Genomic DNA, 24,514 nt, shown 5'->3' on the forward strand with positions numbered 1-24,514 from the left:
TTCGCTATGGACGGTTAAATTGTAAGGCGGACTGGCTCATCACCTATCCTGCCTGGCCTTGCTTTTCGATTGGTGATGACAGGCCGCGCCCGGTCCGTTCCAGCCATGATAGACCTCGCGGCTTTCGCCGGAGAAGACGTGCCGCGACAGTTTGATCTCCGCGACCAGCGGCGCATAGCCCTGGGTGAAGAGCGTGCGCAGCGAACCTTGATGGACCCGCGAGGCAACGATGGTGGGTTCGAGATGGCGCAGTTCCACACGTGCCTCCATATTCCTCCGGACCCTCCACGGGCCGGCAGATCTGCCAGTCGAACGGCGTCCTGCCGTCCTTCGGCAGGCCATGAGCAATGAAGATCCAGGGGCCGGCGACGGTCAGCCCATAGTCGCCGACCGCCCCCTCGATGATCGGCGCAAGCTGCGCCGCCGCCTGCCTGATCTCGGGAATGCGAAGGCGGCGCCGCATGCACAGCACCCACATGTCCGGTGTCTCGACGATGTTCATGGCCCCTCCCGTTTCGACGCAGACCTATGCCCGCGATTGTTTTCGAGCAAGCAGCTCCCTGGAAAGCCATGCCAAACGTGAGGCCGAAAGGCGCAAAGGGCGGAAAATCATTTCAAGACGGCCAATCCCTCCCGCGAACCCGCGGGCCAGGCACGATGTCATTGCGATGCGGGAAAGGGCGGGTTACATGCAAGCCTCCCATTGCGGGAATCGACCTGCCCGTCCCGTGATGCAGAAGGAACAGTCGATGCCGATAGCGCCGCTCAAGGGGCCGATCGCCCTTGCCTACCGCGTCCTCGTCCTGCCGGGCGTCATTGCCTATCTCTTCGCCGTCAGCATCGTCGTGCTCGCCGCCGACCGGTTCTGGCTCGTCGATCTTCTCACCTTCGCCTGGCCCTACATCATCGCCACCGGCGCCCTGCTCGTCGTGGCCGCCCTGGTGACGCGGCGCCTGAAGGCGATCGTGATTGCGGGGGCCGGCCTTGCGGTCGCCCTGATCCCGGCGGCCGATGTGCCGACCGCCCGCGCCTCCGCCGCCGCAGGCGGCCTGAAGGTGCTGACCGCCAATCTCTTCGTCCGGAATGCGCAGGATCCTGCCGTCTTCATCGCGATGCTGCGCCAGGAAAAACCCGATATCGTCATCCTGCAGGAGACGACGAAGCGCTGGGAGGAGGCGCTTTCCGCCGCCGGCCTCTATGCCTATGAAAGCAATTCGGATGTGCGCGAGCGCGATGCCATCAAGGTCTTCTCCGTCCTGCCGATCCGCTCGCAGACCGAATTGAAGCGCGCCTTCACCGAGGAGCGCGCCTACAAGCAGCCGCTCCGCCTGGAACTGGACATGCGCGGCAAGCCGCTCTTCCTCTACGCCTTCCATCCCGAAACGCCGCGCCGGCTCTGGCAGTGGCACGATCGCAATGCCTATCTCTCGGCGGCCGCCGACGCGGTGCGCGGCGACCTCGAGACGGCGCCGGTCATCGTCGCGGGCGACTGGAACACGCCGACCTGGTCGCCCTTCTTCCGTGCCTTCCTCAAGCAGGCGGGCCTTGCCTCCACCGCGGGCGGCTGGCTGCAGCCGGTCACGCGGTTCAGCCAGAAACTCGACACGGTCGCCTATATCGGCGCCTCGATCGACCATATCGTCGTCTCGCCGGATATTTCCGTGCGGGCACGCCGCGTCGGTCCGAATTTCGGCTCGAACCATCTGCCCGTCATCGCCGAACTGGCGCTGCCGGAAACCTGACCCCCTCGCCCCTGAGGAAAAACACCCTATCTTAGGGGGCGAAGCCATTTCGAGGGAGACGATCATGCCGACGGAAAAGGACAGCCCCAAAGCGTCGCTCGAGGAGGAACGCGCCCGGCAGAAGCGGAAGTCGGCCGAAGCCGAGCAGGACGACTATCTGGAGGAGGCGCTGGAAGAGACCTTTCCGGCGAGCGACCCGATCGCTCCCGGCGAGGTGAAGGATCACGCCAAGTGAGCAGCGATGCGGCGCATGCCCGGCCCTTGCCGCGAACGGCCTGACCGGCGATGAGCACCGCATTCCTTTTCACCGGCCCGGACGATGCCGCCGTCACCCTGCTTCTTGCCCATGGCAGCGGCGCGCCGATGGATTCGCCAGCCATGAACGCGGCAGCGGATGCCCTGGCGGCGGAGGGCCTGCGCGTCGCGCGCTTCGAATTCTCCTACATGGCCGCCCGGCGCACCGAAGGCAGCCGCCGCCCGCCGCCCAGGGCCGAGACGCTGAATCCCGAATTTCGCGCGGCCGTCGCGGATCTCGCCGCCACGGGGCGGCTCGTCATCGGCGGCAAGTCGATGGGCGGCCGTGTCGCCAGCATGGTGGCCGACGGGCTTCTTGCAGAAGGCCGCATCGCCGGCCTGCTTTGCCTCGGCTATCCGTTCCACCCGCCGGAAAAGCCGGCGCAGCTGCGCACGGCCCACCTCATGGCGCTCGCAACGCCAAGCCTCATCTGCCAGGGTACGCGCGATCCCTTCGGCACGAAGGACGAGGTGCCCGGCTACGGACTGCCGGAGCGCATCCGCTTCCTGTGGCTGGAAGACGGCGACCATGACCTCAAGCCGCGCAAGAGCGTTTCCGGCTTTACCGCCGCCGACCACCTCGCCACCATGGCCCACACCGTGAAGGCCTGGGCGGCAGGCCTCGGCTGACCCCTGTTCCATGCGGAACAGCGCCTGAAACCGTCCCATGCGAAGGTTCGGTCACTGGATGGAACGAACCATCCCGACCGAACCAGAGGGGACTTCGACATGCGCAATCTCATCCTTGCCGCCGCCATCGCCTTCACCGCCGCCGCCTCCTTCGCCGCGCCGTCGCAGGCCGGCTATTACAGCTACGGCTACCAGCCCGCCTGCTTCGTCAAGAAGATCAAGAGCTACGACTACTACGGCAACCTGATCATCAAACGCGTCCGCGTCTGCCACTAGCCGGCGCCCCGATCAGGGGTCGATCGAAGCGTGGCCGCCGCTGGCAGACGGCCTCACGGACGCGACGAAGCCCGGATGCTCTCCCATGCATCCGGGCTTCTCCTTTTCGATTATTCGCCGCTCACCTGCCCGGCCCAGCTTTGCGCACCGGATTCGCCATCGAGGAACGGCAGGGCCGTGCTGACGAGTGCGGGGGCTGCAAAGGTCTCGTAGTGGGTGAGGCCCGGCAGGATGGCGAGACGGTTCTTCGCCATGTTCTCCCGCATCCAGCCGGCATCCCTCAGCCCGCCGCCGAGCTTCTGGTAGAATTCGACGATATGTTCCGGGCGGATCATGTCGCTGTCGCCGAAGATCAGCATGACGGGCATGGAGAGCTTTGCCACCGCATCGGAGGCGTCGTAATCGACGCGCATCGCCGCGCCCATCGCGTCGAGCAGCTTCGGGAATTCGGAAACATCCGGCGCGACGGCGGCATAGGACTTGTACATCGGCGTCTCCTTCATCATCTCCGCCATGGCTCCGGAGACCGCTTCCTGCTGCGGCAGCATTTCCGGGAAGAAGCCGTTCCTGGCGAAGGGCGCCGAGGCGATGACGAGGCGGCGCACCTTGTCCGGCGCGCCGGCGGCCATGTGCAGCGCCACGCCGCCGCCGAAGGAATAGCCGAGCACGTCGACCTGGTCGTAGCCCAGTTCCTCCACGAGCTCGGCCATGTCGGCGCCGATGGCGGCAATGTCGATCGGCCGCGTGCCGAGCAGCGTGCGGCCATGCCCCTGCAAGTCGACGCCGATCACCTGGCGGTTGTCCTGCAGCGTCTTGAGGTTGGCGCCGAACATCTCGATCTGGCCGAGGCCGCCATGCAGCAGGAGCAGCGGCTCGCCCTTGCCGCGGATCTCGTAATAGTAGTCGATGCCGTTCACCGTCAGGTGTCCCGCCTTGTCCGGCTTGCCGGCCTCGCCCTGCAACGGGTTCTCGGCCACATCCTCCGCCTGCGCCGAAAGGGGGGCGAAGGCGGCAAGGGCGGCGGTCAGGAGGGTGATGATGGTCAGCTTCGGCATGGTCCGTCTCCTCGGTTCCGGCCGGCGGCCCGCCGGCTTCATGCACCAAGGACGCGGCGGAGCGCGCCGCTCCGACAGGGTTCGTGAAATTTTCGGCAGACGCCTGCCAGCTGGATTCAGGTTCCTGCCGGATTGAATCCGCTTTCGGCGGCAACGGTTTGAAAAACCTGTTCTATTTCCGATCGGGCCGTTCGGTCGGCGCGGAAGGGAACATTAACCCGGCCATGCGAATATTAGCGCCGAACCAGATATATCCGGGAAGACGATGGCACACAGCTTCTCCTACACGCACTACGACCTCGACATGCAGCGCGCCGGTACGGTCATCGAGATCACGCTCTCGGCCATCGCCAATGTGCGGCTGATGAGCCACGGCAATTTCGATCTCTTCAAGAATGCCCGCCAGCACAAGTTCCTCGGCGGCGTCGCCAAGCAGTCGCCGATCCGGCTGAAAATCCCGGAAAACGGCCACTGGCATGTGGTGGTCGACATGGAGGGGCATCCCGGCAAGGCCGAATCGTCGATCAGGATCGTGCCAGCCGCCCCGCAGAAGCCCGTGCAGCGCTTCAGCGCCGCCTCCTGACGGGCGCGGCGGGCCTCAGCCCCGCTCCCGGCGCAGCTTCGCCCACCATTCCAGCCGCTTCTTCAGCTCCCGCTCGAAGCCGCGCTCGGGCGGATCGTAGAAGGTTTTCCGCCCCATCTTCTCCGGGAAATAATCCTGCCCGGAAAAGGCGTCCGGCATGTCGTGGTCGTAGCGATAGCCGTCGCCGTAGCCTTCGCCCTTCATCAGCTTCGTCGGCGCATTGAGGATGTGCTTCGGCGGCAGCAGCGAGCCGTTTTCCTTTGCCGCGCGCATCGCGGATTTGTAGGCGGTATAGACGGCGTTCGATTTCGGCGCGGTGGCGAGATAGACGCAGGCCTGCGCCAGCGCCAGTTCCCCCTCCGGCGAGCCGAGGAAATCGTAGGCATCCTTGGCGGCATTGCAGACGACGAGCGCCTGCGGATCTGCAAGGCCGATGTCCTCCACCGCCATGCGCACCATGCGCCGGCAGAGGAACAGCGGGTCTTCGCCGGCATCCAGCATGCGGGTGAGATAATAGAGCGCCGCATCGGGATCGGAGCCGCGCACGGACTTGTGCAGCGCGGAGATGAGATTGTAGTGGCCGTCCTGCGACTTGTCGTAGACGGGGGCCCGGCGCTGCACGATGCGGAAGAGATCGTCCTGACCGAAGGTCTCGCCGGCGCGCGCAGCACGCCACACCTCCTCGGCAAGCGTCAGCACCGCCCGCCCGTCGCCATCGGCCATGCGCAGCAGCGAGGCGCGCGCCTCTTCGTCGAGCGGCAGCGGTTTTTCCTCGATCGCCTCGGCACGCTTCAGAAGCTCCTCGAGGCTCTGTTCGTCATGCGGCTTGAAGGTGAGCACGCGGGCGCGGGAGAGAAGCGCGGCATTGAGCTCGAAGGACGGGTTCTCCGTCGTCGCGCCGACGAGCACGATCGTGCCGTCCTCCATGACCGGCAGGAAACTGTCCTGCTGGGCGCGGTTGAAACGATGGATCTCGTCGACGAAGAGCAGCGTCTGCCGGCCACCCATGCGGCGCTGGCGCGCGGCCTCGAACACCTTCTTGAGATCGGCGACGCCGGAGAAGATCGCCGAGATCTGTTCGAAGGCGAGCCCCGTTTCGCCGGACAGGAGGCGCGCCACCGTCGTCTTGCCCGTGCCGGGCGGGCCCCAGAAGATCATCGAGCCGAGCGAGCCGGCCTCGATCATGCGCGAGAGCACGCCGTCGGGACCCGTCAGGTGCTCCTGGCCGGACACTTCGCCCAGCGTGCGGGGGCGCAGGCGATCGGCCAGCGGCCGCTTTGCCGCCATCTCCTCCGGTTCACGCGGGGCGAAGAGGTCGCTCATCGGAAGAACTGGCGGATGCGCTGGCCGTCACGCTCGATCTCGACGCGCCAGATGGACGGGTCCTCGTTGACGAGCGAGGCGAGGCTTTCGGTCGAGGCGACCTCGGTGCCGTTGAGCGCGATGATGATATCGCGCGGCTGGAGGCCGATGCGCGCCGCCGGCGAGCCGCGATTGACCTCGGTGACGACGACGCCGGCCGTGGTGCGGTTGGTCGGCATGCGCAGTTCCTCCGCCACGCGCGGCGAGAGGTTGGCGACGACCGCGCCGGAGAAGGGATTGCGGCCTTCGATCAGCCGCTCGTCGCGCGGCGTGGTCTCGGGCGCGCGGTCGAGCGAGAGCGTCAGGTCCTCTTCCTTGCCATTGGCAATGACGGTGATGCGCGCCGTGCCGCCGATGCCCACGGTGGTGAGGCGATAGCCGAGGGCGTCGGGATGCTCGACGGGAACGCCGTTGACGGCGGTGACGACCTGCCCGGGCTTCATGCCGGCCTTTTCCGCCGGACTGCCGGCCTGCACCTGCGAGATGAGCGCGCCGCGGGCGCGATCCAGGCCGAGCGCTTCGGCGACCTCCGAGGTCACCGCATCGAAGGTGGCGCCGATGAACGGGCGGTCGAAGGTGGCGCTGCCGTTTTCGGCGCTGGCGACGAAGGTCTTCACCAGGTTGGCCGGGATGGCGAAGCCGACGCCGTTCGAGCCGCCGCCGCGCGAGAAGATCGCGGTGTTGATGCCGATCAGCTCGCCGTTCATGTTGATGAGGCCGCCGCCGGAATTGCCGGGATTGATCGAGGCGTCCGTCTGGATGAAGAAGCCGAAATCCCCGGAACGGACCTGGTTGCGGGCAAGCGCCGAGACGATGCCGCTCGTCACCGTCTGGCCGACGCCGAACGGATTGCCGATGGCGAGCACGAGGTCGCCGACCTCGACCGCGTCGCTGTCGCCGAGCGGCAGGGCCGTGAAATCCGCATCCGCCTTGATCTTCAGCACGGCAAGGTCGACGCGCTCGTCCTTCAGCACCACGGTGCTTTCATATTCGCGGCCATCCGCCAGCGCGACCTTGATGTCGCTCGCGCCCTCGATGACATGGTTGTTCGTCACCACGATGCCCTTGGCGCCGACGATGACGCCCGAGCCGAGCGAGGACTGCTTTTCGCTGCGGTTCGGCATGCGCTGGCCGAAAAACTCCTCGAAGAAGGGGTCGCCGTCGAAGATCGAGCGGCGCTCGACGACGCGCTCGGCATAGACATTGACCACGGCGTTCTCGACCTGCTTGACCAGCGGCGCGAAGGAGAGCTGCATTTCCGTGCGCGATTGCGGCACGGTGCGCTCCTCGGCCATTGCGGGCGCCGCAAAGGCGAGAGCAACGGCAAGCGGGGCGGCAAGCAGGATGCGGACGTTCGGCATGGACGAGTCTCCTTCGTTTCTGCGTCACGATCAGATAGGATCTCGCGGGAAAAAAGGCAAATTGTGGAGGAGGCGCCGATTGCGGCGATCTCACGCGGCGCGCACGAAAATGTGGTCGCCACAAATCTTTCGCCGCCGTTGAAACAACATCCGCCGCGTTTACGTAGGTACCAGGGAAACAACCGAAAAGATCGAGCCCCGCCATGTCTCTCTACCGCCCGCCCCGCATTCCCGCTTCGCAGATCACGCCGGAACACTGTTTCCTCGCGCGCCGTTCGTTTCTGGCGGCCGCGGCCGGTGGAGCGCTTCTGGCGTCGGGCATGCCCGCTTCCGCCGAAGCCCTGAAGGCATCGAAATCGCCCTACGCGGTGGACGAGGCGCTGACGCCCGAAAAGGACGTGACCAGCTACAACAATTTCTACGAGTTCGGCATGGGCAAGGGCGATCCGATCGCCAATTCGGAAAAATTCAAGCCGACGCCCTGGACGGTGAAGGTCGACGGGCTTGTCGGCAAGCCGAAGGAATTCGGGCTGGAAGAGCTGATGGCCCTGCCGCTGGAAGAGCGGGTCTACCGCATGCGCTGCGTGGAGGCCTGGTCGATGGTCATCCCCTGGATCGGCTTTCCGCTTTCCGCGCTGCTCGACAAGGTGGAACCGCTGGGCGACGCACGATATGTCGCCTTCGAAACCGTCGTCAGGCCGGAGGAGATGCCCGGCCAGTCCGGCTATTTCCAGTCCCTGCCCTGGCCCTATGTCGAGGGCCTCAGGCTCGACGAGGCGCGCCATCCGCTGACGATCCTCTCCGTCGGCGTCTACGGCAAGACGCTGCCGAACCAGAACGGCGCGCCGATCCGCCTCGTCGTGCCGTGGAAATACGGCTTCAAGGGCATCAAGTCGATCGTGAAGATCACGCTCACCGACAAGCAGCCGCCCTCCACCTGGAATCTCGCCGCGCCGAACGAGTACGGCTTCTACGCCAATGTGAACCCGGAGGTCGATCATCCGCGCTGGAGCCAGGCGAGCGAGAACCGTATCGGCGAAGGCGGCTTCTTCGGCGCCAACCGTCGGCCGACCCTGCCCTTCAACGGCTATGCCGAGGAGGTCGCCGGTCTCTACAGCGGCATGGACCTCAGGGCGAACTACTGATGGCGTGCCTGCCGACCCTTCCGCGCAAATACCACGCGGCCTCGATCTGGCTGCTCTACGCCCTCGGCCTCGTGCCGGCGGCCTGGGGTTTCTGGCTCGGCGCCACGGGCCGCCTGCCCGGCAACCCGGTCAAGGAATTCGAGCACCTGCTCGGCCTCTGGGCGCTGCGGTTCCTCATCGCCACGCTCGCCGTCACGCCGATCCGCGACCTCTTCGCCATCAACTGGGTGCGCTATCGCCGCGCGCTCGGGCTGCTGGCGTTCTGGTACGTGCTGATGCACTTCCTCACCTACATGCTGCTCGATCAGTACCTGAATTTTTCGGCGATCCTGGTCGACATCGCCAAGCGGCCCTTCATCACCATCGGCATGGCCGCCTTCGTGCTGCTCATTCCGCTGGCGCTGACCTCCAATGCCTGGTCGATCCGCAGGCTCGGCATGCGCTGGGTGAAGCTACATCGGCTGGTCTACGTCATCGCCGCCGCCGGCGCGCTGCATTTCGCCATGTCGGTGAAGGTCGTGGGGCTGGAGCCGTGGACCTATATCGGGCTTGTGGCGCTGCTTCTCCTCTATCGGCTGGCGCGGCCGCTGATCCGGGGCGGCGGAAGAGGAAAGCCGCGGGCCTCCGCGTTTCGCGGACAGGAACGCTCGGCCTGAGGCGTTTCGCACTCTTGCAGGAAATGCTCTGGATTCCTGCTTTTACCGCATTATCCGACGCCGAAGCGACTTCGCTTCGGCTGAAAACGCTCTAACCCTTTGTTTTACCGCATTTCCGGACGCAAAACCGCTTTGCACTTTTGCTGGAAATGCTCTAGGAGGCGCGGCCGGGACCGCTCGTCTCGTCCTTCACCACGAAGAGCTTCGCCCCTGCCGGCAGCGGGACATCGGCCGCGTTGCTGACGACGCGGTTCCGGCCATTGCTCTTGGCAAGGTAGAGCAGCCGGTCCGCGCGGCTGATCGCGTCATGGATGGTGTGATCTCCGGCGGCCGTGACCGCCACCCCGAAACTTGCGGTGATCGGGCGATCGATGCCGATGCGGCCGAGATCGCGTTCCGACAGGGCGAGACGCAAGGTGTTCGCGAGCATATGGGCGTCCTGCAGCCGGCAGTTCGGCAGATAGGCGATGAACTCCTCCCCGCCGAAGCGCGCGACCGCGACGCCGGGCCAGGCGAGCGTGCGCAGGAGGGTGGCCACCTCGCGAATGGCCTCGTCTCCGGCGGCGTGCCCGAAGCGGTCGTTGATCGCCTTGAACCAGTCGATATCGGCAACGATGATGGCCGCTTCGGTTTTCGCCGCATGCTCGCCGAGGCGCTGCTCGAAACCGCGACGGTTGAGAAGGCCCGTCAGCGGATCCTCCGCCGCCGCCTTGCGGTGCCCTTCGACGATCCGCAGCGCCACGGAGGCAAGCGCCGTCAGGGCCAGGAGCAAAGCGCCGATCGTCGCCGTGATCTGCATGACGAAGGCGTAGGACGAGCCGATGAAGGCGTCCATGGCGAGGCTGCCCGCCATGACGAAGAAGACGATCGTGCGCAGGGTCGTCTCCAGCATCACGAAGACGACGGCGCCGAGCAGCGCGCGATCGACCCAGGTGCCCGACCGGCGCCAGGAGGACAGCAGGGCAACCAGCAGCAGCAGGCTGCAGGCGATATCGCTGACGAAGAGCTCGAAGCGCAGGCTTTGCGCGACGAAGACCGCGTAGGCGATGATGCCATAGGCGACGGCGGCGATGCCGAGACGAAGGGCGAGATGCCGCGACGCGTCGAAATGGGTGGAAAGGCCCTGGCTGTAGAGGAGGAAGGCGCTGAGGAACGCGGCATCCGCCGTCATCGCGACAAGAGGCACCGGCGCAACGGCCTGCAGAAGCGGCGCGAGGAAACCGAGGGCCGCACAGAGATAACCGCTGCCCCAGAACAGGGCGGCACGGTTGCCGAAGCGCGCGACGATGAGAAACGCCACGCCGAACAGGGTGAGAACCACCGGCAGCAGGAATGCGAAATTCTCGGCCATCGCCCAAACTCGATTAAACTCGGCCGGGACTTTAAGCCCCGGGGCTAAAGACAATCCCTAGCGACATGGTTTCCAAATCCTTGCGGGCGCCATTTCCGCAAAGAAAAAGCCGGACGCTTTCGCGTCCGGCTTCAAGACGTCCGGTCGGGACGCTCGTTCGATCAGGCGGCTTCGGCAGCGTCCGCCTCGGCGGCAACGCGGGCCTTGTCGGCTGCGCCCTTGGCGTCGACGTCGCGGTCGACGAACTCGATGACGGCGAGCGGGGCGTTGTCGCCATGACGGTAGCCAGCCTTCATGATGCGCAGGTAGCCACCATTACGGCTGGCATAGCGCGTCGCGATCGCGTCGAACAGCTTGCCGACAACGGCAACGTCGCGGATCTGCGAGATCGCCTGGCGGCGAGCGTGCAGGTCGCCGCGCTTGCCGAGGGTGACGAGCTTTTCGACGATCGGGCGAATTTCCTTCGCCTTCGGCAGCGTGGTTACGATCTGCTCATGCTGAATGAGCGAGGCAGCCATGTTGGCGAACATCGCCTTGCGGTGGCTGGCGGTACGGTTGAGTTTGCGACCCGAATTCTGGTGGCGCATCTCGGTTCTCCTTCACATGCAGGCAGTCGCCTGCCGTTTGATGGGTTAATACTGGTCTTCGTAGCGCTTGGCGAGATCTTCGATGTTCTCGGGCGGCCAGGCCGGCACTTCCATGCCGAGGTGCAGGCCCATGGAAGCGAGAACTTCCTTGATTTCGTTCAGCGACTTGCGACCAAAATTCGGAGTGCGAAGCATTTCGGCTTCGGTCTTCTGAATGAGATCGCCGATATAGACGATGTTGTCGTTCTTCAGGCAGTTCGCCGAACGGACCGAAAGTTCCAGTTCGTCGACCTTCTTGAGGAGCGCCGGGTTGAACGCCAGTTCCGTGACCGATTCCTCTTCGGCTTCCTTCTGCGGCTCGTCGAAGTTGACGAAGACCGAGAGCTGGTCCTGGAGGATGCGGGCCGCGAACGCGATCGCATCTTCGCCCGTGACGGAACCGTCGGTCTCGATGGTCATCGTCAGCTTGTCGTAGTCGAGAACCTGGCCTTCACGGGTGTTTTCCACCTTGTAGGACACTTTCTTGACCGGCGAATACAGGCTGTCGACCGGGATGAGGCCGATCGGCGCGTCTTCGGAGCGGTTGCGGTCGGCCGGGACATAGCCCTTGCCGTTGTTGACCGTGAACTCCATGCGGATCTCCGCGCCCTCGTCGAGGGTGCAGATGACATGGTTGGGGTTCAGGATCTCGATGTCGCCGACCGTCTGGATGTCGCCAGCCGTCACGACGCCCGGGCCCTGCTTGCGCACGACCATGCGCTTGGAATCATCGCCATCCATCTTGATGGCGATTTCCTTGATGTTGAGCACGATGTCGGTCACATCTTCCCGGACACCCGGGATGGACGAGAACTCGTGCAGCACGCCGTCGATCTGCACGGCGGTGACAGCCGCACCGCGCAGCGACGACAGGAGAACGCGACGCAGCGCGTTGCCGAGGGTCAGGCCGAAGCCACGCTCCAGCGGCTCGGCAACAAGGCTTGCCTTGGTGCGGCCGGAGGAGGTGAACTCGACCTTGTTCGGCTTGATCAGTTCCTGCCAGTTTTTCTGGATCATATGTTTTGCCTTCCGTTCGCCGCCACCATCCAATCGTGACGGCCGAGCCCTGAAGTTCCGCGAAAGCCGGAAACCGGCTTCCGCGAGAGTTCGAATGCGATGATCAGACGCGGCGCTTCTTGCGCGGGCGGCAACCGTTGTGCGGGATCGGGGTCACGTCGCGGATCGACGTGATCATGAAGCCGGCAGCCTGGAGGGCGCGCAGAGCCGATTCACGGCCGGAACCCGGACCGCAGACTTCGACTTCCAGCGACTTCATGCCGTGTTCCTGGGCCTTCTTGGCGCAGTCTTCGGCAGCGATCTGGGCGGCGAACGGGGTCGACTTGCGCGAACCCTTGAAGCCCTTCGCACCGGCCGACGACCAGGCAATCGCGTTGCCCTGTGCGTCGGTGATGGTGATCATCGTGTTGTTGAACGAAGAATTGACGTGAGCAACACCCGAGGTGATGTTCTTGCGTTCGCGACGGCGGACGCGTGCGGCTTCCTTGGCCATGGATAGTCCTTTCGTTGATCTCGACACCGCCGTAATTCCAGCGGCTCCACCGGGCCGGGTGAAACCCTGCCCTGAACAGTATTTGCAGATGCGCCCGAAGGCCGCGTCTGCGGCGATATCGTCACTGCCGTAATGCCAGCAGCTCCACCGACCGGGGCATTTGCCTGGCGCAACACCCCGCTCGAAACTCAAAAGAGGCCGGCGCAGCGCGCCAGCCTCCTGTTCCCCGTTTCCGGGAAATTACTTCTTCTTGCCTGCGATGGCCTTGGCCGGACCCTTGCGGGTGCGGGCATTGGTGTGCGTGCGCTGGCCGCGGACCGGAAGGCCGCGACGGTGACGCAGGCCGCGGTAGCAGCCGAGGTCCATGAGACGCTTGATGTTCATCGAGGTCTCGCGACGCAGGTCGCCTTCGACCTGGTAGTCGCGGTCGATGGCTTCACGGATCTGCAGGATTTCTGCGTCCGTGAGCTGATGCACGCGACGATCGGCCGGGATGCCGACCTTCTCGATGATTTCCTGTGCAAACTTCGGGCCGATCCCGTGAATGTAACGCAGCGCGATGACGACGCGTTTTGCAGTCGGGATGTTGACGCCAGCGATACGTGCCACGCCTGTTCTCCTTGCTTCCAGTTGCCATCCGGCAAGTGGTCTTCTTCATTCGATACGGCAAAAGCCGCTGCTCATCTATGATGCCGCATGACCTTGCCCTGGTTCGTTCCGCCCCGGGGGATCATGCGGTGAGGTTCGGGACATGTCGAAAACGACCGCACCCGGACTTCGTTCTTCTGAAATCCGCGCCGATCGCAATGGTATGTCGCGAGTTGGCGCTGTCATAAGGGGAATCGGCCGAAAAAGTCAACTCCCGGCCGGATCCTTTTTCGCCCGATCTCAGGCGTTCTCCAGGATTCCGGCGATCTCCGCGGTCACCTTGTCGACATTGGCCATGCCATCGACCGTCTGGAGCCTGCCGGTCGAGGCATAGTACTTCGACAGCGGCGCCGTTTTCTCGCGGTATTCCGTGAGGCGGCGCTTGAAGGCTTCCGGGTTGTCGTCCGAGCGGACGGTGCCGCCGGCGGCGATCGTCTCGGCCACGCGGGTCTCCATGCGCTTGACCAGCGCATCCTCGTCGACCTTCAGCTCGATGACGGCATCGAGCGAGAGGCCCTTGCCGGCGAGGATCTGGTCGAGGGCTTCGGCCTGCGGTACCGTGCGCGGGTAACCGTCGAGGATGAAGCCCCTGGCACAGTCGGGCGAATCGATTCGGTCGGACACGATCTCGTTGACGATCGCGTCGGAGACGAGCTGGCCGGCATCCATGACGGCCTTCGCACGCTTGCCCACATCCGTGCCGGCGGCAACGGCCGCGCGCAGCATGTCACCCGTGGAGAGCTGCGGAATGCCGTGCCTCTCCGTCAGGAGCTTGGCTTGCGTCCCCTTGCCAGCCCCCGGCGGCCCCAGAAAAATCAGTCTCATCGTCCCCTCTTTCCGCCACGCAGCTTCGACTTCTTGATCAGCCCCTCATATTGCTGAGCAATCAGGTGGCCCTGTATCTGTGCTACAGTATCCAAGGTCACGCTGACAACAATCAAAAGCGACGTACCACCAAGGTAGAACGGCACCCCGGTCTGCGCGATGAGAATTTCGGGAAGGATACAGACGAAGACGAGATAGAGCGCGCCGATGACCGTGACACGGGTCAGCACGTAGTCGATATATTCGGCGGTGCGCTCGCCCGGGCGGATGCCCGGAATGAAGCCGCCGTGCTTCTTCAGATTGTCGGCCGTGTCCTTCGGATTGAAGACGATGGCCGTGTAGAAGAAGGCGAAGAAGGCGATCATGCCGGCATAGAGCAGCATGTAGAGCGGCTGGCCGTGGCCGAGGGCGGCGATGACGGCCGTTGCCCAGGCCGGCAGCTCGGCCGTGTTCGAGAAGCCCGCCAGCGTTGCCGGCAGCAGCAGCAGCGAGGAGGCGAAGATCGCCGGGATGACGCCCGCGGTGTTGAGCTTCAGCGGCAGGTGCGACGTGTCGCCCTGGAACATGCGGTTGCCGACCTGTCGCTTCGGATACTGGATCAGAAGCCGGCGCTGGGCACGTTCGACGAAGACGATGAGCGCGATGACGCCGACGGCCATGACCACGACGGCGATGACCACGCCGATCGACAGGGCGCCCGTGCGGCTGAGTTCCAGCGTGCCGGCGAGCGCGCTGGGCAGGGCCGCGACGATGCCGGCGAAGATGATCAGCGAGATGCCGTTGCCGATCCCGCGCGAGGTGATCTGCTCACCCAGCCACATCAGGAACATGGTGCCGCCGAGCAGCGAGATGACGGTGGAAATGCGGAAGAACCAGCCCGGATCGTTGACCAGCCCTGCCCCGCTCTCAAGGCCCACCGCGATGCCGTAGGCCTGCAGCGTGCCGAGCAGCACCGTGCCGTAGCGCGTGTACTGGTTGATGATCTTTCGGCCCTGCTCGCCTTCCTTCTTCAGCTGTTCCAGCGAGGGAACGACCGAGGTCATCAGTTGCACGATGATCGACGCGGAAATATACGGCATGATGCCGAGCGCGAAGATCGCCATGCGCTCGACGGCGCCGCCGGAGAACATGTTGAAGAGGCCGAGAATGCCGCCCGACTGGCCGCGGAAGGCCTGCGCGAAGGCTTCGGGGTTGAGGCCCGGCAACGGGATATAGGTGCCGAGACGATAGACGAGCAGCGCGCCCAGCGTGAACCAGAGACGCTTCTTCAGGTCTTCCGCCTTGGCGAAAGTCGAGAAGTTGAGATTAGAGGCAAGTTGTTCCGCTGCCGAAGCCATGCATTTCTCCGCGAAGCCGATCCGGCGGCGGGGAGCCCGGCCAGGTCCGGATTGGCTGATCCGTTGGCACGCCCCCTCGCCCCTCCTCGGACCGACGGACCATGCTGAAATTCGTCTTGCCCCTCTGCCGGTGCAGCAAAGCGGGCGGATGGAGCCTAAACCGGTTGAAACGCGGATTGTCAAGCAATCCCGGCCTCACCCTGGCTTTTAATTCCGGACAACAGCGGGGAGAAGAATCCCGGCCATCGTTGTGAGGCTCACATATGGGAGCAAAATCGCCCGGTGTGAAGCACACCGGGCGATAATTTCGTCGAATTATTCGGCGGCTTCCGCAGCGGCCGAGAGCAGCTTGACCGAGCCGCCGGCCTTTTCGATCTTCTCGATCGCCGGCTTGGAGGCACCGGCGACTTCGAAGGTCACCTTGGCCTTCAGTTCGCCGTCGGCGAGGATGCGGACACCGTCCTTCTCGCGGCGGATGACGCCGGCAGCCTTGAGGGCGGCTGCGTCAACGGTCGCCTTGGCATCGAGCTTGCCGGCATCGATCGCCTTCTGGACGCGGTCCAGGGACACGATGACGAAGTCGGATGCGAAGATGTTGTTGAAGCCGCGCTTCGGCAGGCGACGGTAGATGGGCATCTGACCGCCTTCGAAGCCGTTGATGGCGACGCCGGAACGGGCCTTCTGACCCTTGACACCGCGACCACCGGTCTTGCCCTTGCCGGAACCGATACCGCGACCGACGCGCTTGCGGTTCTTCGAGGAGCCTTCGTTGTCCTTGATTTCGTTGAGTTTCATGATCTATCCCCTCACTTCTCTTCGACGACGCGAACGAGGTGCTGGACGGCACGGATCATGCCACGGACAGACGGGGTGTCTTCCAGCGTGCGAACCCGATGCATCTTGTTGAGGCCCAGGCCGACCAGCGTTGCGCGCTGGATGGCCGGACGGCGGATGGGGCTGCCGATCTGCTCGACAGTCACCGTCTTCTTTGCGGTTTCTTTCTTAGCCATGGCTCACAGCTCCTTATTCTTCGGAAGCGACGCCGGCGGACGCACGACGGGCCTGCAGCGTGGCGTACTTCATGCCGCGCTGTGCCGCGATGTCCTTCGGGTGCATCTGGCTCTTGAGAGCGTCGAACGTCGCACGGATCATGTTGTACGGGTTCGAGGAGCCGGTCGACTTAGCGACGACGTCATGAACGCCGAGCGTTTCGAAGACGGCGCGCATCGGGCCACCCGCGATGATACCGGTACCGGCCTTGGCCGAACGCAGAAGCACCTTGCCGGCGCCGTGGCGGCCGTGCACGTCGTGGTGCAGCGTGCGGCCGGAGCGCAGCGGAACGAAGATCAGGTCGCGCTTGGCGGCTTCGGTGGCCTTCCGGATCGCTTCCGGAACTTCACGTGCCTTGCCATGGCCGAAGCCGACGCGGCCCTTCTGGTCGCCGACGACGACGAGCGCTGCAAAACCGAAACGACGGCCGCCCTTGACGACCTTCGCGACGCGGTTGATCGCGACGAGCTTGTCGACAAACTCGCTGTCGCGCTCTTCGCGGTTCTGGCGGTCATCGCGACCGCGCTTTTCCTGTGCCATTGTCCTTTTCCTTTTTCTTTTCCGGGTGCAATCGGCAGATTGACGAAAGTCGCCTCCATTTCAGCAATGGAAGCGACCGATACCCTGCTGAGGATCGGCGGGGCGCTTTTCGCGCCCGGCCGAATGATCAGAAGTTCAGACCACCTTCACGGGCAGCTTCGGCGAGAGCCTTGATGCGGCCGTGATAGATGAAGGCGCCACGGTCGAAAACGACTTCCTTGACGCCTGCCTTGACGGCACGCTCGGCGATGAGCTTGCCGACGGCAGCGGCCGCTGCCGTGTCGGCGCCCGTCTTCAAGGACGAGCGCAGATCGGTGTCGAGCGTGGAGGCGGACGCAAGCGTCTTGCCGGCCACGTCGTCGATGACCTGTACGTAGATGTTCTTCGACGAGCGATGAACCGACAGGCGCGGACGGCCATTGGCGACCGCCTTGATGGAACGGCGCACGCGGTTGGCGCGGCGCTGGAGAGCTTCTTTCCTGCTAGCCATTTCGCGTGATCCTTACTTCTTCTTGCCTTCTTTGCGGACGATCCGCTCTTCGGCATACTTGACGCCCTTGCCCTTGTAGGGCTCGGGGCCACGGTATTCGCGGATTTCCGCGGCGACCTGGCCGACCTGCTGCTTGTTGATGCCGGAGACGACGATTTCCGTCGGCTTCGGAACAGCGATCGAGATGCCTTCCGGCGTCTGGTAGACGACGTCATGGCTGAAGCCGAGGGCCAGCTGCAGGTTCTTGCCCTGGAGCGACGCACGGTAACCGACGCCGTTGATTTCGAGCTTGCGCTCGTAGCCGTCCTTGACGCCCTTGAAGATGTTCTCGACCATCGTGCGGGACATGCCCCACTTGGAACGAGCATCCTTGCTATCGTTGACCGGCTGGACGACAACGGAGTTGTCTTCGAGCTTCACCGAAACTTCGTCGTTCGCGACGAAGAACAGTTCGCCCTTCGGGCCCTTCGCGGTGACCTTCTGACCATCGACGGTCGCGGTGACACCAGCGGGAACCGGAACGGGCTTCTTACCGATACGAGACATTGTTTTATCCTGTCTGTTCGTTATGGAAATTCCTGCTCAGCCTTAGAAGACCGAGCAAAGAATCTCGCCACCAACGTTCTGTTCGCGTGCCTGGTGATCGGCCATCACGCCCTTCGGGGTCGAAAGGATGGTGATGCCGAGGCCGTTCGCGACCTGCGGAATGGACTTTACCGAGACATAGACCCGGCGGCCCGGCTTGGAGACGCGGTCGATCTTGCGGATCACGGACGCGCCTTCATAGTACTTGAGTTCGATGTTCAGCTCGGACTTGCCGTTGCCGAATTCGACTTCCGAATATCCGCGGATGTAGCCTTCGGACTGAAGGACGTCCAGAACGCGGGCGCGCAGCTTGGAAGCGGGCGTCGAAACGCTCGACTTGCGGCGTGCGGCGCCGTTGCGGATACGGGTGAGCATATCGCCCAAGGGATCAGTCATTGCCATGTGCCCGTCTCCTTACCAGCTCGACTTGACGATGCCCGGCACCTTGCCGAGATTGCCCAGTTCGCGAAGCGCAATACGCGACATCTTGAGTTTGCGATAGAAAGCGCGCGGACGGCCCGTGACTTCGCACCGGTTGCGGATGCGGGTCTTGGAGCCATTGCGCGGCATTTCGGCAAGCTTCAGGGTCGCCTTGAAGCGCTCTTCGATGGGAAGAGACTGGTTCTGGATGATCGCCTTGAGGGCGGCACGCTTGGACGCCTGAGCGGCGACCAGCTTGCGGCGGCGGTTGTTTTTCTCGACTGCGCTGGTTTTAGCCATAACAGTTGTTATCCTTCTTTACGCTTGTCGTTACGGTCAGGCGCGGAACGGGAAGTTGAACTCTTTCAGAAGAGCCCGTGCTTCGTCGTCCGTCTTTGCCGTCGTGCAAACGATGATGTCCATGCCCCACATCTGATCAACCTTGTCGTAGTTGATCTCCGGGAACACAATGTGCTCCTTGATGCCCATGGCGAAGTTGCCACGGCCATCGAAGGACTTCGGGTTCAGACCACGGAAGTCGCGTACGCGGGGCAGCGCGATGTTCACGAGGCGATCCAGAAATTCATACATGCGGGCGCCGCGAAGGGTGACCTTCGCGCCGATCGGCATGCCTTCACGGACCTTGAAGCCCGCGATGGAGTTGCGGGCGCGCGTGATGACCGGCTTCTGGCCGGCGATCGCCGCGAGGTCGGCGGCAGCAACGGTCGGCTTCTTGGAGTCGCCCGTGGCTTCGCCTACGCCCATGTTGATGACGATCTTCTCGAGACGCGGGATCTGCATCCCGTTGGCGAAGGAGAACTGCTCCTGAAGCGCCTTGCGGATACGCTCGACGTATTCCTTCTTGAGGCGCGGCTCATACTTGGTGTCAGCCATCGATCGACACTCCCGAACGCTTTGCTACACGAACCTTCTTGTCGCCCTCGATCTTGAAACCGACGCGGGTCGGCTTGCCGTCCTTGGGGTCGGCGATCGCGATGTTCGACAGGTGGATCGAAGCTTCCTTGGTGATGATGCCGGCTTCCTGGGTCTGGGTCTGGCGCTGGTGACGCTTCACCAGGTTGATACCCTTGACGACCGCACGGTCTTCCTTCGGCATGACCTGAACAACTTCACCGGTACGGCCCTTGTCCTTGCCGGTGAGCACGACGACCTTGTCGCCCTTACGAATCTTTTGCATGGCCATCGCTCCTTACAGTACTTCCGGAGCCAGCGAGATGATCTTCATGTGGTTCTTGGCGCGGAGTTCGCGCGGAACCGGTCCGAAGATACGGGTGCCGATCGGCTCTTTCTTGTTGTCGATCAGGACGGCTGCGTTGTTGTCGAAACGGATCACGCTGCCATCGGGACGGCGGATGTCCTTGGCGGTGCGCACGACGACCGCCTTCATCACGTCACCCTTCTTCACGCGGCCGCGCGGAATCGCTTCCTTGATCGAGACGACGATAATGTCGCCGACCGAAGCGTACTTGCGCTTGGAGCCGCCCAGCACCTTGATGCACATGACACGACGTGCGCCGGAATTATCCGCGACGTCGAGGTTAGTCTGCATCTGAATCATGTCAGGTCGCCTTCTTGTTTTACCGGACTGGTTGGGCAAAAGCCCCCTGGTCCAGCTTATGGAAATTCATGTTTTCGCGCGGGATGGTCTCTTGCCAGGGTGGTTTCCTCAGATCGGCGAGCCGATGGGACCTTCCGTGCGCTCAAAGCAAAAGACGCTCGTGATTCCGAGCGTCCTTGCGCTGCTTCATACAGATTTCTGCGCCGAACACAAGGGCCCGGCGCAAAATCGAAGAGCCTTTCCGCTTTTCTCAGGAAAACGAAAAGGCTCCATTCCCTTTCGGGCCACAATTCCGGACGCAAAACCGCTTCGCACTTTTGCTGGAATTGTTCGATTTTAGGCGTGGGCCGATACGACGGTCCAGCGCTTGTCCTTCGAGATCGGGGCGCATTCCTGGATGGAAACGACGTCGCCGACCTTGTACTGGTTGGTTTCGTCATGCGCCTTGTACTTCTTGGACCGGCGAACGGTCTTCTGAAGCAGGGGATGGGCAAAACGGCGTTCGACGCGAACGACAACGGTCTTGTCGTTCTTGTCGCTGACAACAGTGCCCTGCAGAATGCGTTTCGGCATATTATTTGGTCCTTAGGCCTTGGCTTCTGCCGCCTTCTGGCGGGCAATGGTCTTGACGCGCGCGATGTCCTTGCGGACTTCGTTGATGCGCGAGGTCTTCTCGAGCTGGCCGGTGGCCTTCTGGAAGCGCAGGTTGAACTGCTCCTTCTTCAGCTTGGCAAGCTCTTCGTTGAGCTGGTCGGCGCTCAGCGCCTTGACGTCTGCGGCTTTCATGGCGCTCGCTCCTTACTCTGCAATGCGCTGTACGAAGCGCGTCTTGACCGAGAGCTTGGCCGAGCCGAGGCGAAGCGCTTCACGCGCGATTTCCTCGGAAACACCGTCGATCTCGAACATCATACGGCCGGGCTTGACCTTGGCTGCCCAGTATTCGACCGAACCCTTACCCTTACCCATGCGGACTTCCGTCGGCTTGGCGGTGACCGGGACGTCGGGGAACACGCGGATCCACACACGGCCGGCACGCTTCATGTAACGGGTGATCGCACGGCGGGCCGCTTCGATCTCGCGTGCGTTCACGCGGTTGGGTTCCTGAGCCTTCAAGCCGAACTCGCCGAAGGCGAGCTCGGAGCCGCCCTTGGCGACACCCTTGATGCGGCCCTTGAACTGCTTGCGGTACTTGGTACGCTTTGGCTGCAACATTTTTTTACTTCTCCGATATTGGCTGCCAAACGCGACTGTTACGCGTTTTCACGACGGCGGTCGCCACGATCGCGATCGCGGCTTGCGGGGCCCTGGCTGTCGCTTTCGCTTGCACGACGCTCAGAGGCCATCGGATCGTGCTCAAGGATTTCGCCCTTGAAGATCCAGACCTTGATGCCGCAGATGCCGAATGCGGTTTCGGCTTCCGCCGTACCGTAGTCGATGTCTGCACGCAGCGTGTGAAGCGGAACGCGACCTTCGCGGTACCATTCCGTACGGGCGATTTCCGCGCCGCCGAGACGGCCGGCGCAGGTGATCTTGATGCCTTCGGCGCCAAGACGCATCGCCGACTGAACAGCGCGCTTCATCGCACGGCGGAAAGCCACGCGGCGCTCGAGCTGCTGGGCGATCGACTGGGCGACGAGGGTCGCGTCGACTTCCGGCTTGCGCACTTCAACGATGTTGAGGTGCGTTTCGGAGTTCGTCATCTCGGAAAGCTTCTTGCGGAGCTTCTCGATGTCCGCACCCTTCTTGCCGATGATCAGACCCGGGCGAGCCGAGTGGATCGTGACGCGGCACTTCTTGTGCGGGCGCTCGATGACGACCTTGGCGATACCGGCCTGCTTCAGCTCGTCCATGACGAACTTGCGGATCTTCAGGTCTTCGTGGAGCAGCTGGCCGTATTCGGCGTTGTCGGCGAACCAACGGCTGTCCCAGGTACGGTTGATGCCGAGGCGGAAACCGATCGGATTAATCTTCTGGCCCATTATGCGGCCTCCCCTTTGGCTTCGACTTCACGGACGACGATCGTCAGATGCGAGAAAGGCTTCTCGATCCGCGATGCACGGCCGCGGCCACGAGCGGCAAAGCGCTTCATGACGATCGACTTGCCGACATACGCCTCGGCGACGATGAGCGAGTCAACGTCGAGGTCGTGGTTGTTTTCTGCGTTGGCGATCGCAGACTCAAGCGTCTTCTTGACGGTCTCGGCGCTACGCTTGCGCGAGAACTCAAGCTCGGCGAGAGCCCGGTCGACCTTCTTGCCGCGGATGAGCGCAGCAAGCAGGTTGAGCTTCTGGGGGCTGACGCGGATCGTGCGCGCGATAGCCTGCGCCTCGTTATCCTTCAGCCGACGTTCGGCTTTAGCCTTACCCATCGTTACTTCCTCTTCGCCTTCTTGTCCGCACCGTGACCGTAATAGGTCCGGGTGGGAGCGAATTCACCAAACTTGTGGCCGACCATGTCTTCGTTGACGGCCACCGGGATGTGCTTGCTGCCGTTGTAGACGCCGAAGGTGAGACCTACGAACTGCGGCAGGATCGTGGAGCGACGGCTCCAGATCTTGATAACTTCGCTGCGACCGCCTTCACGAACCTTCTCAGCCTTCTTGAGAAGATAGCCGTCAACAAACGGGCCTTTCCATACTGAACGAGCCATTCCTGACTACCTCTCTTACTTCTTCTTCAAGTGGCGCGAGCGCATGATGAACTTGTCCGTGGACTTGTTCGAGCGGGTGCGCTTGCCCTTGGTCGGCTTGCCCCACGGGGATACCGGATGGCGGCCGCCCGAGGTGCGGCCTTCACCACCACCGTGCGGGTGGTCGACCGGGTTCATGACGACACCGCGGTTATGCGGGGTCTTGCCGCGCCAGCGCGTGCGACCGGCCTTGCCGTCGTTGATGTTGCCGTGATCCGGGTTGGATACGGCACCGACCGTTGCAAGGCAGGACGAGTGAACCAGGCGCTGCTCGCCCGAGTTCAGGCGAAGGATCGCCATGCCCTGGTCGCGACCGACGAGCTGGACGAAGGTGCCGGCGGAGCGGGCGATCTGGCCGCCCTTGCCCGGCTTCATCTCGACGTTGTGAACGATCGAGCCGACCGGGATGTACTGCAGCGGCATGGTGTTGCCGGGCTTGACGTCGACCGCCTTGTTGGAGGCGATGACCTTGTCGCCGGCCGCCAGGCGCTGCGGGGCCAGGATATAGGCCTGCTCGCCGTCGGCATAGCTCACCAGAGCGATGAACGCCGTGCGGTTCGGGTCGTATTCCAGACGCTCGACCGTGCCCTCGACGTCGAACTTGCGACGCTTGAAGTCGACGAGACGGTAGGTGCGCTTGTGACCGCCGCCGATGAAGCGGGCCGTGATGCGACCGAGGTTGTTACGGCCACCGCTCTTGGAGAGACCTTCGGTCAGAGCCTTTACGGGCTTGCCCTTGTAAAGGCCCGACCGATCGACGATGACCAGCTGGCGCTGGCTCGGAGTGGTCGGGTTGTAGCTTTTCAATGCCATTTTTCTGTTTCCTTTTATCCGACTGCCCGATTAGAGCCCGGTGGAGACGTCGATGGACTGACCGTCAGCAAGCGTGACGATAGCCTTCTTGACATCTCCCTGCCGGCCGGAGAAGCCGCGGAAACGCTTGATCTTGCCCTTGCGGACGAGCGTGTTCACAGCCGTGACCTTGACGCCGAAGAGTGCTTCGACCGCAGCCTTGATCTCAGGCTTGGAAGCGCGCTTGGCAACGTTGAAGACGATCTGGTTGTTTTCGGAGACCAGCGTCGACTTTTCGGTGATCGAGGGGGATACGATCACATCGTAGTGGCGAAGATCCGTCATTTGAACCGCTCCTCGAGGGCTTCTACAGCAGCCTTGGAGAGCACGAGCTTGCCGCGGCGCAGGATGTCGTAAACATTGATACCCTGGATCGGAAGAACATCCACGTTCGGGATGTTGCGTGCTGCGAGCTTGAAGTTGCCGTCAAGTTCAGCGCCGCCGATGAAGAGGGCATTGGTGAGGCCGAGCGAAGCGAATGCGCCGGCCAGGGCCTTCGTCTTTGCTTCCGCGGCGACGAGGTCGTCGACGATGATGACGTCGTCAGCCTTGATCTTGGCCGAGAGGGCGTGACGCAGGCCGAGCGCGCGAACCTGCTTGGGCAGGTCGTGGGCGTGGCTGCGGGATACCGGGCCGTGAGCCTTGGCACCGCCGCGGAACTGCGGAGCGCGCGCGGAATGGTGACGAGCGCGGCCCGTACCCTTCTGCTTGTACATCTTGGCGCCGGTGCGGGAAACTTCACCGCGGGTCAGCGACTGGTGCGTGCCCTGCTGCTTCTTGGCGAGCTGCCAGCGGATGACGCGGGCGATGATGTCTTCGCGCGGCTCCAGGCCGAAGATCGCGTCGGAGAGGGAGACCTTGCCGGCGTCCTTCCCGTCGAGGGTCGTGACTTTGAGATCCATGATCAGG

At 63.5% G+C, this 24,514-nt stretch carries 37 protein-coding genes; 7 read left to right on the top strand and 30 right to left on the bottom strand.

The features are described from left to right. Positions 1-39: 39 nt before the first annotated feature. A complete protein-coding gene (locus MUU56_RS02030; protein WP_244765669.1) occupies positions 40-270 on the bottom strand; it encodes a hypothetical protein in 231 nt (76 codons plus the stop codon). A gap of 479 nt (positions 271-749) precedes the next feature. Between MUU56_RS02030 and MUU56_RS02035 the strand changes: the two genes are divergently transcribed. The 4 genes from MUU56_RS02035 (at position 750) to MUU56_RS02050 (ending at position 2,942) form a co-directional block, all read left to right on the top strand. Continuing rightward, complete coding sequence (locus tag MUU56_RS02035) at positions 750-1,742, top strand: endonuclease/exonuclease/phosphatase family protein (protein ID WP_244765670.1); 993 nt, start codon at positions 750-752, stop codon at positions 1,740-1,742. Between the two features lie 64 nt (positions 1,743-1,806). After that, positions 1,807-1,977 carry a hypothetical protein gene (locus tag MUU56_RS02040; protein ID WP_244765671.1) on the top strand — a complete coding sequence of 57 codons (171 nt, stop codon included), beginning with the start codon at positions 1,807-1,809 and terminating at the stop codon, positions 1,975-1,977. 50 nt (positions 1,978-2,027) lie between these two features. Then, positions 2,028-2,666 carry an alpha/beta hydrolase family protein gene (locus MUU56_RS02045; RefSeq protein WP_244765672.1) on the top strand — a complete coding sequence of 213 codons (639 nt, stop codon included), beginning with the start codon at positions 2,028-2,030 and terminating at the stop codon, positions 2,664-2,666. A gap of 99 nt (positions 2,667-2,765) precedes the next feature. Next, positions 2,766-2,942 carry a hypothetical protein gene (locus MUU56_RS02050; RefSeq protein WP_244765673.1) on the top strand — a complete coding sequence of 59 codons (177 nt, stop codon included), beginning with the start codon at positions 2,766-2,768 and terminating at the stop codon, positions 2,940-2,942. A gap of 110 nt (positions 2,943-3,052) precedes the next feature. On the opposite strand, the gene MUU56_RS02055 is transcribed toward MUU56_RS02050, so the two are convergent. After that, positions 3,053-3,997, bottom strand: a complete 945-nt coding sequence (locus MUU56_RS02055) for an alpha/beta fold hydrolase (protein ID WP_244765674.1) — start codon at positions 3,995-3,997, stop codon at positions 3,053-3,055. A 265-nt stretch (positions 3,998-4,262) separates the two neighbouring features. On the opposite strand from MUU56_RS02055, the gene MUU56_RS02060 reads away from it, so the two are divergent. Continuing rightward, positions 4,263-4,580: a DUF1883 domain-containing protein gene (locus MUU56_RS02060; protein ID WP_244765675.1), complete on the top strand. Its 318-nt coding sequence runs from the start codon at positions 4,263-4,265 to the stop codon at positions 4,578-4,580. 15 nt (positions 4,581-4,595) lie between these two features. Here the strand turns inward: MUU56_RS02060 and MUU56_RS02065 are convergent, their stop codons facing one another. Together MUU56_RS02065 and MUU56_RS02070 are read right to left on the bottom strand one after the other, a co-directional pair. Continuing rightward, positions 4,596-5,903, bottom strand: coding sequence for a replication-associated recombination protein A (locus MUU56_RS02065; protein WP_244765676.1), 1,308 nt, complete (start codon positions 5,901-5,903; stop codon positions 4,596-4,598). After that, entirely contained in the window at positions 5,900-7,237 is a 1,338-nt protein-coding gene (locus tag MUU56_RS02070; protein ID WP_398430728.1) for a DegQ family serine endoprotease, read from the bottom strand. Before MUU56_RS02070 ends, MUU56_RS02065 begins: the two co-directional genes overlap by 4 nt. 269 nt (positions 7,238-7,506) lie before the next feature. Between MUU56_RS02070 and msrP the strand changes: the two genes are divergently transcribed. After that, a complete protein-coding gene (gene msrP / locus MUU56_RS02075) occupies positions 7,507-8,448 on the top strand; it encodes a protein-methionine-sulfoxide reductase catalytic subunit MsrP (protein WP_244765678.1) in 942 nt (313 codons plus the stop codon). Then, complete coding sequence (gene msrQ, locus MUU56_RS02080; RefSeq protein ID WP_244765679.1) at positions 8,448-9,104, top strand: protein-methionine-sulfoxide reductase heme-binding subunit MsrQ; 657 nt, start codon at positions 8,448-8,450, stop codon at positions 9,102-9,104. Before msrP ends, msrQ begins: the two co-directional genes overlap by 1 nt. A 154-nt stretch (positions 9,105-9,258) precedes the next feature. On the opposite strand, the gene MUU56_RS02085 is transcribed toward msrQ, so the two are convergent. From MUU56_RS02085 to rplD, 26 genes are all read right to left on the bottom strand, one after another. After that, entirely contained in the window at positions 9,259-10,455 is a 1,197-nt protein-coding gene (locus MUU56_RS02085; protein WP_244765680.1) for a GGDEF domain-containing protein, read from the bottom strand. Between the two features lie 161 nt (positions 10,456-10,616). Next, on the bottom strand, positions 10,617-11,042 hold the full coding sequence (gene rplQ / locus MUU56_RS02090; protein ID WP_244765681.1) for a 50S ribosomal protein L17: 426 nt from the start codon (positions 11,040-11,042) through the stop codon (positions 10,617-10,619). 45 nt (positions 11,043-11,087) lie between these two features. Further along, positions 11,088-12,098: a DNA-directed RNA polymerase subunit alpha gene (locus tag MUU56_RS02095; RefSeq protein ID WP_064329868.1), complete on the bottom strand. Its 1,011-nt coding sequence runs from the start codon at positions 12,096-12,098 to the stop codon at positions 11,088-11,090. A gap of 103 nt (positions 12,099-12,201) precedes the next feature. Next, positions 12,202-12,591: a 30S ribosomal protein S11 gene (gene rpsK / locus MUU56_RS02100; RefSeq protein ID WP_023513823.1), complete on the bottom strand. Its 390-nt coding sequence runs from the start codon at positions 12,589-12,591 to the stop codon at positions 12,202-12,204. A gap of 240 nt (positions 12,592-12,831) precedes the next feature. Continuing rightward, on the bottom strand, positions 12,832-13,200 hold the full coding sequence (rpsM, locus tag MUU56_RS02105; protein WP_064329867.1) for a 30S ribosomal protein S13: 369 nt from the start codon (positions 13,198-13,200) through the stop codon (positions 12,832-12,834). A gap of 279 nt (positions 13,201-13,479) precedes the next feature. Next, a complete protein-coding gene (locus MUU56_RS02110) occupies positions 13,480-14,064 on the bottom strand; it encodes an adenylate kinase (protein WP_244765682.1) in 585 nt (194 codons plus the stop codon). Then, positions 14,061-15,401 (bottom strand): preprotein translocase subunit SecY, encoded by a 1,341-nt coding sequence (gene secY / locus MUU56_RS02115; protein ID WP_244765683.1) that lies wholly within the window; start codon positions 15,399-15,401, stop codon positions 14,061-14,063. Before secY ends, MUU56_RS02110 begins: the two co-directional genes overlap by 4 nt. A 315-nt stretch (positions 15,402-15,716) precedes the next feature. Beyond that, positions 15,717-16,196 (bottom strand): 50S ribosomal protein L15, encoded by a 480-nt coding sequence (gene rplO, locus MUU56_RS02120; RefSeq protein WP_244765684.1) that lies wholly within the window; start codon positions 16,194-16,196, stop codon positions 15,717-15,719. Between the two features lie 11 nt (positions 16,197-16,207). Next, complete coding sequence (rpmD, locus tag MUU56_RS02125; RefSeq protein WP_064329863.1) at positions 16,208-16,411, bottom strand: 50S ribosomal protein L30; 204 nt, start codon at positions 16,409-16,411, stop codon at positions 16,208-16,210. 13 nt (positions 16,412-16,424) lie between these two features. Further along, on the bottom strand, positions 16,425-16,991 hold the full coding sequence (gene rpsE / locus MUU56_RS02130) for a 30S ribosomal protein S5 (RefSeq protein WP_023515494.1): 567 nt from the start codon (positions 16,989-16,991) through the stop codon (positions 16,425-16,427). A gap of 127 nt (positions 16,992-17,118) precedes the next feature. Further along, positions 17,119-17,481, bottom strand: a complete 363-nt coding sequence (gene rplR, locus MUU56_RS02135; protein ID WP_064329862.1) for a 50S ribosomal protein L18 — start codon at positions 17,479-17,481, stop codon at positions 17,119-17,121. A 12-nt stretch (positions 17,482-17,493) separates the two neighbouring features. Continuing rightward, positions 17,494-18,027, bottom strand: a complete 534-nt coding sequence (gene rplF, locus MUU56_RS02140; protein ID WP_244765685.1) for a 50S ribosomal protein L6 — start codon at positions 18,025-18,027, stop codon at positions 17,494-17,496. A gap of 42 nt (positions 18,028-18,069) precedes the next feature. Continuing rightward, positions 18,070-18,468 (bottom strand): 30S ribosomal protein S8, encoded by a 399-nt coding sequence (rpsH, locus tag MUU56_RS02145; RefSeq protein ID WP_023517482.1) that lies wholly within the window; start codon positions 18,466-18,468, stop codon positions 18,070-18,072. Between the two features lie 12 nt (positions 18,469-18,480). Further along, entirely contained in the window at positions 18,481-18,786 is a 306-nt protein-coding gene (gene rpsN / locus MUU56_RS02150) for a 30S ribosomal protein S14 (protein ID WP_244765686.1), read from the bottom strand. Between the two features lie 36 nt (positions 18,787-18,822). Then, positions 18,823-19,380: a 50S ribosomal protein L5 gene (gene rplE / locus MUU56_RS02155; protein WP_244765687.1), complete on the bottom strand. Its 558-nt coding sequence runs from the start codon at positions 19,378-19,380 to the stop codon at positions 18,823-18,825. Next, complete coding sequence (rplX, locus tag MUU56_RS02160) at positions 19,373-19,684, bottom strand: 50S ribosomal protein L24 (RefSeq protein ID WP_064329857.1); 312 nt, start codon at positions 19,682-19,684, stop codon at positions 19,373-19,375. The genes rplE and rplX overlap by 8 nt, the downstream gene beginning before the upstream one ends. A 12-nt stretch (positions 19,685-19,696) precedes the next feature. Then, positions 19,697-20,065 carry a 50S ribosomal protein L14 gene (rplN, locus tag MUU56_RS02165; RefSeq protein ID WP_018328276.1) on the bottom strand — a complete coding sequence of 123 codons (369 nt, stop codon included), beginning with the start codon at positions 20,063-20,065 and terminating at the stop codon, positions 19,697-19,699. 336 nt (positions 20,066-20,401) lie between these two features. Then, a complete protein-coding gene (gene rpsQ / locus MUU56_RS02170; RefSeq protein WP_024270442.1) occupies positions 20,402-20,638 on the bottom strand; it encodes a 30S ribosomal protein S17 in 237 nt (78 codons plus the stop codon). 12 nt (positions 20,639-20,650) lie between these two features. Beyond that, entirely contained in the window at positions 20,651-20,851 is a 201-nt protein-coding gene (gene rpmC, locus MUU56_RS02175) for a 50S ribosomal protein L29 (RefSeq protein ID WP_024270441.1), read from the bottom strand. A gap of 12 nt (positions 20,852-20,863) precedes the next feature. Continuing rightward, a complete protein-coding gene (gene rplP, locus MUU56_RS02180) occupies positions 20,864-21,277 on the bottom strand; it encodes a 50S ribosomal protein L16 (RefSeq protein ID WP_024270440.1) in 414 nt (137 codons plus the stop codon). A gap of 38 nt (positions 21,278-21,315) precedes the next feature. After that, the gene (gene rpsC, locus MUU56_RS02185; RefSeq protein ID WP_244765688.1) at positions 21,316-22,044 is read right to left on the bottom strand and encodes a 30S ribosomal protein S3; all 729 of its coding nucleotides are present in this window, start codon (positions 22,042-22,044) and stop codon (positions 21,316-21,318) included. Further along, positions 22,044-22,433, bottom strand: coding sequence for a 50S ribosomal protein L22 (rplV, locus tag MUU56_RS02190; protein ID WP_023514179.1), 390 nt, complete (start codon positions 22,431-22,433; stop codon positions 22,044-22,046). Before rplV ends, rpsC begins: the two co-directional genes overlap by 1 nt. 2 nt (positions 22,434-22,435) lie before the next feature. Further along, complete coding sequence (gene rpsS, locus MUU56_RS02195; protein ID WP_023517272.1) at positions 22,436-22,714, bottom strand: 30S ribosomal protein S19; 279 nt, start codon at positions 22,712-22,714, stop codon at positions 22,436-22,438. Positions 22,715-22,729: 15 nt separating this feature from the next. Beyond that, positions 22,730-23,566 (bottom strand): 50S ribosomal protein L2, encoded by an 837-nt coding sequence (gene rplB / locus MUU56_RS02200; protein WP_244765689.1) that lies wholly within the window; start codon positions 23,564-23,566, stop codon positions 22,730-22,732. A 30-nt stretch (positions 23,567-23,596) separates the two neighbouring features. Beyond that, positions 23,597-23,890 (bottom strand): 50S ribosomal protein L23, encoded by a 294-nt coding sequence (locus MUU56_RS02205; RefSeq protein ID WP_064329854.1) that lies wholly within the window; start codon positions 23,888-23,890, stop codon positions 23,597-23,599. Further along, positions 23,887-24,507: a 50S ribosomal protein L4 gene (rplD, locus tag MUU56_RS02210; RefSeq protein WP_064329853.1), complete on the bottom strand. Its 621-nt coding sequence runs from the start codon at positions 24,505-24,507 to the stop codon at positions 23,887-23,889. Before rplD ends, MUU56_RS02205 begins: the two co-directional genes overlap by 4 nt. Positions 24,508-24,514 lie beyond the last annotated feature (7 nt).

It is taken from the genome of Shinella yambaruensis, from assembly GCF_022899355.1.
GTDB lineage: Bacteria > Pseudomonadota > Alphaproteobacteria > Rhizobiales > Rhizobiaceae > Shinella > Shinella yambaruensis.

Bases quoted from the DNA above. Each gene is read 5' to 3' on its own strand.
- MUU56_RS02030 (WP_244765669.1), bottom strand. From the start codon at position 270: ATGGAGGCACGTGTGGAACTGCGCCATCTCGAACCCACCATCGTTGCC.
- MUU56_RS02035 (WP_244765670.1), top strand. From the start codon at position 750: ATGCCGATAGCGCCGCTCAAGGGGCCGATCGCCCTTGCCTACCGCGTC.
- MUU56_RS02040 (WP_244765671.1), top strand. From the start codon at position 1,807: ATGCCGACGGAAAAGGACAGCCCCAAAGCGTCGCTCGAGGAGGAACGC.
- MUU56_RS02045 (WP_244765672.1), top strand. From the start codon at position 2,028: ATGAGCACCGCATTCCTTTTCACCGGCCCGGACGATGCCGCCGTCACC.
- MUU56_RS02050 (WP_244765673.1), top strand. From the start codon at position 2,766: ATGCGCAATCTCATCCTTGCCGCCGCCATCGCCTTCACCGCCGCCGCC.
- MUU56_RS02055 (WP_244765674.1), bottom strand. From the start codon at position 3,997: ATGCCGAAGCTGACCATCATCACCCTCCTGACCGCCGCCCTTGCCGCC.
- MUU56_RS02060 (WP_244765675.1), top strand. From the start codon at position 4,263: ATGGCACACAGCTTCTCCTACACGCACTACGACCTCGACATGCAGCGC.
- MUU56_RS02065 (WP_244765676.1), bottom strand. From the start codon at position 5,903: ATGAGCGACCTCTTCGCCCCGCGTGAACCGGAGGAGATGGCGGCAAAG.
- MUU56_RS02070 (WP_398430728.1), bottom strand. From the start codon at position 7,237: ATGGCCGAGGAGCGCACCGTGCCGCAATCGCGCACGGAAATGCAGCTC.
- msrP (WP_244765678.1), top strand. From the start codon at position 7,507: ATGTCTCTCTACCGCCCGCCCCGCATTCCCGCTTCGCAGATCACGCCG.
- msrQ (WP_244765679.1), top strand. From the start codon at position 8,448: ATGGCGTGCCTGCCGACCCTTCCGCGCAAATACCACGCGGCCTCGATC.
- MUU56_RS02085 (WP_244765680.1), bottom strand. From the start codon at position 10,455: ATGGCCGAGAATTTCGCATTCCTGCTGCCGGTGGTTCTCACCCTGTTC.
- rplQ (WP_244765681.1), bottom strand. From the start codon at position 11,042: ATGCGCCACCAGAATTCGGGTCGCAAACTCAACCGTACCGCCAGCCAC.
- MUU56_RS02095 (WP_064329868.1), bottom strand. From the start codon at position 12,098: ATGATCCAGAAAAACTGGCAGGAACTGATCAAGCCGAACAAGGTCGAG.
- rpsK (WP_023513823.1), bottom strand. From the start codon at position 12,591: ATGGCCAAGGAAGCCGCACGCGTCCGCCGTCGCGAACGCAAGAACATC.
- MUU56_RS02110 (WP_244765682.1), bottom strand. From the start codon at position 14,064: ATGAGACTGATTTTTCTGGGGCCGCCGGGGGCTGGCAAGGGGACGCAA.
- secY (WP_244765683.1), bottom strand. From the start codon at position 15,401: ATGGCTTCGGCAGCGGAACAACTTGCCTCTAATCTCAACTTCTCGACT.
- rplO (WP_244765684.1), bottom strand. From the start codon at position 16,196: ATGAAACTCAACGAAATCAAGGACAACGAAGGCTCCTCGAAGAACCGC.
- rpmD (WP_064329863.1), bottom strand. From the start codon at position 16,411: ATGGCTAAGAAAGAAACCGCAAAGAAGACGGTGACTGTCGAGCAGATC.
- rpsE (WP_023515494.1), bottom strand. From the start codon at position 16,991: ATGGCACAGGAAAAGCGCGGTCGCGATGACCGCCAGAACCGCGAAGAG.
- rplR (WP_064329862.1), bottom strand. From the start codon at position 17,481: ATGGCTAGCAGGAAAGAAGCTCTCCAGCGCCGCGCCAACCGCGTGCGC.
- rplF (WP_244765685.1), bottom strand. From the start codon at position 18,027: ATGTCTCGTATCGGTAAGAAGCCCGTTCCGGTTCCCGCTGGTGTCACC.
- rpsH (WP_023517482.1), bottom strand. From the start codon at position 18,468: ATGGCAATGACTGATCCCTTGGGCGATATGCTCACCCGTATCCGCAAC.
- rpsN (WP_244765686.1), bottom strand. From the start codon at position 18,786: ATGGCTAAAACCAGCGCAGTCGAGAAAAACAACCGCCGCCGCAAGCTG.
- rplE (WP_244765687.1), bottom strand. From the start codon at position 19,380: ATGGCTGACACCAAGTATGAGCCGCGCCTCAAGAAGGAATACGTCGAG.
- rplX (WP_064329857.1), bottom strand. From the start codon at position 19,684: ATGCAAAAGATTCGTAAGGGCGACAAGGTCGTCGTGCTCACCGGCAAG.
- rplN (WP_018328276.1), bottom strand. From the start codon at position 20,065: ATGATTCAGATGCAGACTAACCTCGACGTCGCGGATAATTCCGGCGCA.
- rpsQ (WP_024270442.1), bottom strand. From the start codon at position 20,638: ATGCCGAAACGCATTCTGCAGGGCACTGTTGTCAGCGACAAGAACGAC.
- rpmC (WP_024270441.1), bottom strand. From the start codon at position 20,851: ATGAAAGCCGCAGACGTCAAGGCGCTGAGCGCCGACCAGCTCAACGAA.
- rplP (WP_024270440.1), bottom strand. From the start codon at position 21,277: ATGTTGCAGCCAAAGCGTACCAAGTACCGCAAGCAGTTCAAGGGCCGC.
- rpsC (WP_244765688.1), bottom strand. From the start codon at position 22,044: ATGGGCCAGAAGATTAATCCGATCGGTTTCCGCCTCGGCATCAACCGT.
- rplV (WP_023514179.1), bottom strand. From the start codon at position 22,433: ATGGGTAAGGCTAAAGCCGAACGTCGGCTGAAGGATAACGAGGCGCAG.
- rpsS (WP_023517272.1), bottom strand. From the start codon at position 22,714: ATGGCTCGTTCAGTATGGAAAGGCCCGTTTGTTGACGGCTATCTTCTC.
- rplB (WP_244765689.1), bottom strand. From the start codon at position 23,566: ATGGCATTGAAAAGCTACAACCCGACCACTCCGAGCCAGCGCCAGCTG.
- MUU56_RS02205 (WP_064329854.1), bottom strand. From the start codon at position 23,890: ATGACGGATCTTCGCCACTACGATGTGATCGTATCCCCCTCGATCACC.
- rplD (WP_064329853.1), bottom strand. From the start codon at position 24,507: ATGGATCTCAAAGTCACGACCCTCGACGGGAAGGACGCCGGCAAGGTC.